1 protein-coding gene and 1 pseudogene are annotated in these 2,693 nt (G+C 67.8%); one reads left to right on the top strand and one right to left on the bottom strand.

Going from position 1 to position 2,693, the window contains the following annotated elements:
- Positions 1-2,122 (bottom strand): annotated as a pseudogene (locus ACK5F2_RS00955) (adenosylcobalamin-dependent ribonucleoside-diphosphate reductase); the annotation flags it as partial.
- 286 nt (positions 2,123-2,408) lie between these two features.
- Here ACK5F2_RS00955 and ACK5F2_RS00960 point away from each other — a divergent pair.
- On the top strand, positions 2,409-2,693 hold a 285-nt coding region (locus ACK5F2_RS00960), incomplete at its 3' end, for an alpha-ketoglutarate-dependent dioxygenase AlkB (RefSeq protein ID WP_409862133.1).

Genomic DNA, 2,693 nt, shown 5'->3' on the forward strand with positions numbered 1-2,693 from the left:
CCGTTGACCCAGACCTCAAAGGGCAGGTTCTTGCCGAACAGGCCGGCATCGGGCCCTTCGGCCGGCAGCTCGCCGACGAAGAGCGCAAAGTCGCCATGCGGGTGGCGGATCATGTAGCTCCAGGCCGGGTTGCCATTCGGCAGCTCGGGCCGGCTGGGCCAGCGCAGCGAGGCCAGCACCGCATTGGGCAGGCGCGAGACCAGCATGCGCTGGTTGCCGCCGTCCGAGGTCACCGGCTTGAGCGGCTCGGGCGAGCTGACCGCAGCGGCCGGCGCCGGCTGGGCCGCTTCGACGCTGAGCACCGAGCCGAGCACGCTATTGGGCCGGTAGGTGGCCAGGCCCTTGAGGCCGCTCTTCCAGGCCTGCGTGTACAGGTCCTGGAAATCGGCGTAGGGGTAGTCGGCCGGCACATTGACGGTCTTGGAGATCGAGGTGTCCACAAAGGGCGCCACCGCAGCCACCATCAAAGCATGGTCAGAGGCCGAGAGCTCCAGCGCCGTGACGAAGGCCGGTGACAGCGGCGCATCGCTGCCAAACATATGGCGGTACAGGCGCCAGGCATGGTCCTCGACCGCGTACTCCTTGTAGCTGCCATCGGGCATGCGCTTCTTGCGGGTGTAGCTCCAGCTGAAGGCCGGTTCGATGCCGTTGGAGGCGTTGTCGGCAAAGGCCAGGCTGATGGTGCCGGTGGGCGCGATCGACAGCAGGTGCGAGTTGCGCAGGCCCTGGGCGCGGATCTTGTCCTTCAGGCCTTGCGGCAGGCGCGAAGCGAAGTTGCCGCCCGAGAGGTACAGGTCGGCGTTGAAAAGCGGGAAGGCGCCGCGCTCCAGCGCCAGATCGGCCGAGGCCTCGTAGGCAGCGTCGCGCATCAGGGCGCTGATCTCGCTGGCCATGGCGCGCGCGGCCTCGCTGTCGTAGCGCAGGTTCAGCATCACCAGGGTGTCACCGAGGCCGGTGAAACCCAGGCCGACGCGGCGCTTGTTGCGCGCTTCTTGCTGCTGCGCGGGCAGCGGCCAGGGCGTCACGTCCAGCACGTTGTCCAGCATGCGGGTTGCGGTGCGGCAAACCTCGGCAAAGGCCTCGCCGTCGAAGCGGGCATCCAGGCCAAAAGGCTGGTGCACGAAATGGGTCAGGTTGACCGAACCGAGGCAGCAGCAGCCGTAAGGCGGCAGCGGCTGCTCGGCGCAAGGATTGGTCGCCGAAATCGACTCGCAGTAGTACAGATTGTTGTCGGCGTTGATGCGGTCCAGGAAGAGCACGCCGGGCTCGGCATGGTCATACGTGGAGCGCATCACCATGTCCCACAGCTCGCGCGCCTGCAGCTTGCGGTAGACCCAGAGGCCATCGCCACGCTGGTAGGCGCCGGCCGCGCGCTGCTTGGCGCCCGGCTCAGCCTTGTGCACGAGTTCGATCTCGGCGCTCGCCTCCACGGCCTGCATGAACACATCGGTCACGCCGACCGAGATGTTGAAGTTCTTCAGATCGCCCTTGTCCTTGGCGCGGATGAACTCCTCGACATCGGGGTGGTCGCAGCGCAGCACGCCCATCTGCGCGCCACGACGCGCACCGGCCGATTCCACCGTTTCGCAGCTGCGGTCGAACACCCGCATATAGCTGACCGGGCCGGAGGCGCTGCTCTGGGTCGAGCCGACCCAGGCGCCGCGAGGGCGGATGCGGGAAAAGTCGTAGCCGACGCCGCCGCCGCGCCGCATGGTCTCTGCCGCCTCGGTCAGCGCGGTGTAGATGCCCGGGTGACCGTCGTCGATCGAGGCAATCGAGTCACCGACCGGCTGCACAAAGCAGTTGATCAAGGTGGCGCTGAGCTCGGTGCCGGCCGCATCAATTCCGCCGCCGGCACGAAGCCGCGGCGCTGGGCATCCAGGAATTTGGCTTCCCACTCGGCCCGGGCCTCGGGCGCCTCGGCTTGCGCCAGGGCGCGCGCCACGCGCAGGCGCAGCTCGTCCAGGGTCTGCTCCTCGCCTTTCGCGTACTTCTCCAGCAGCACCTCGGCGCTGATCTCCTGGGCCGGCAGGGCGGCCGGCGCCGCCAAGGGCTGGCGGGGCGGGGCCAGGCTGTCTTCGAAATCGAACTGGGTGGCTTGAGGCGTGCTGGGCGAGCTCATACGGGGTACTCCGGGGCGCAAAATCAGGTCTGAATCGTGGCGGCTGGCCGGGCCATGAGGGCCCGGCTGCGCATGCTGCAACCATCTTAGCGAGCCCGTTTTGACCCGGATCAGCAGATGGGCCTGCCCGGCCTGGGCGGCGTCCGCGCAAAAATAAAGATGTCAGCGGCCACTCGCTTTTCAGGCCACGGAAAGCCGGGTTTGCAAGCTTTTGCAAGCCAGCAGTCTTGCTGAATTTGACCCAAAAAAGATTTCACCAATTGACAAGAACCCAGGCTCGCGCCACATGAATCTCGACCTGTTTGAAGCCCTGGAGCCGCCACCCGCCAGGCAAGACCTGGCCCCCGGCGCGGTGCTTCTGCGCGGCCGGGCGCTGGCCCAGGCGCCGCAACTGCTCGCGGCAGCCGAGGGCGTGATCGCCGTCGCTGCACTACGACACTGGCTCACCCCGGGCGGGCGGCGCATGGCGGTGGCGATGACGAACTGCGGCCCCCTGGGCTGGGTTTCGGACGCGCGCGGCTACCGCTACCAATCGACGGACCCGCTGAGCGGCCTGCCCTGGCCGGCGCTG

Source organism: Roseateles sp., from assembly GCF_046300915.1.
Classification (GTDB): Bacteria; Pseudomonadota; Gammaproteobacteria; order Burkholderiales; family Burkholderiaceae_C; genus Kinneretia.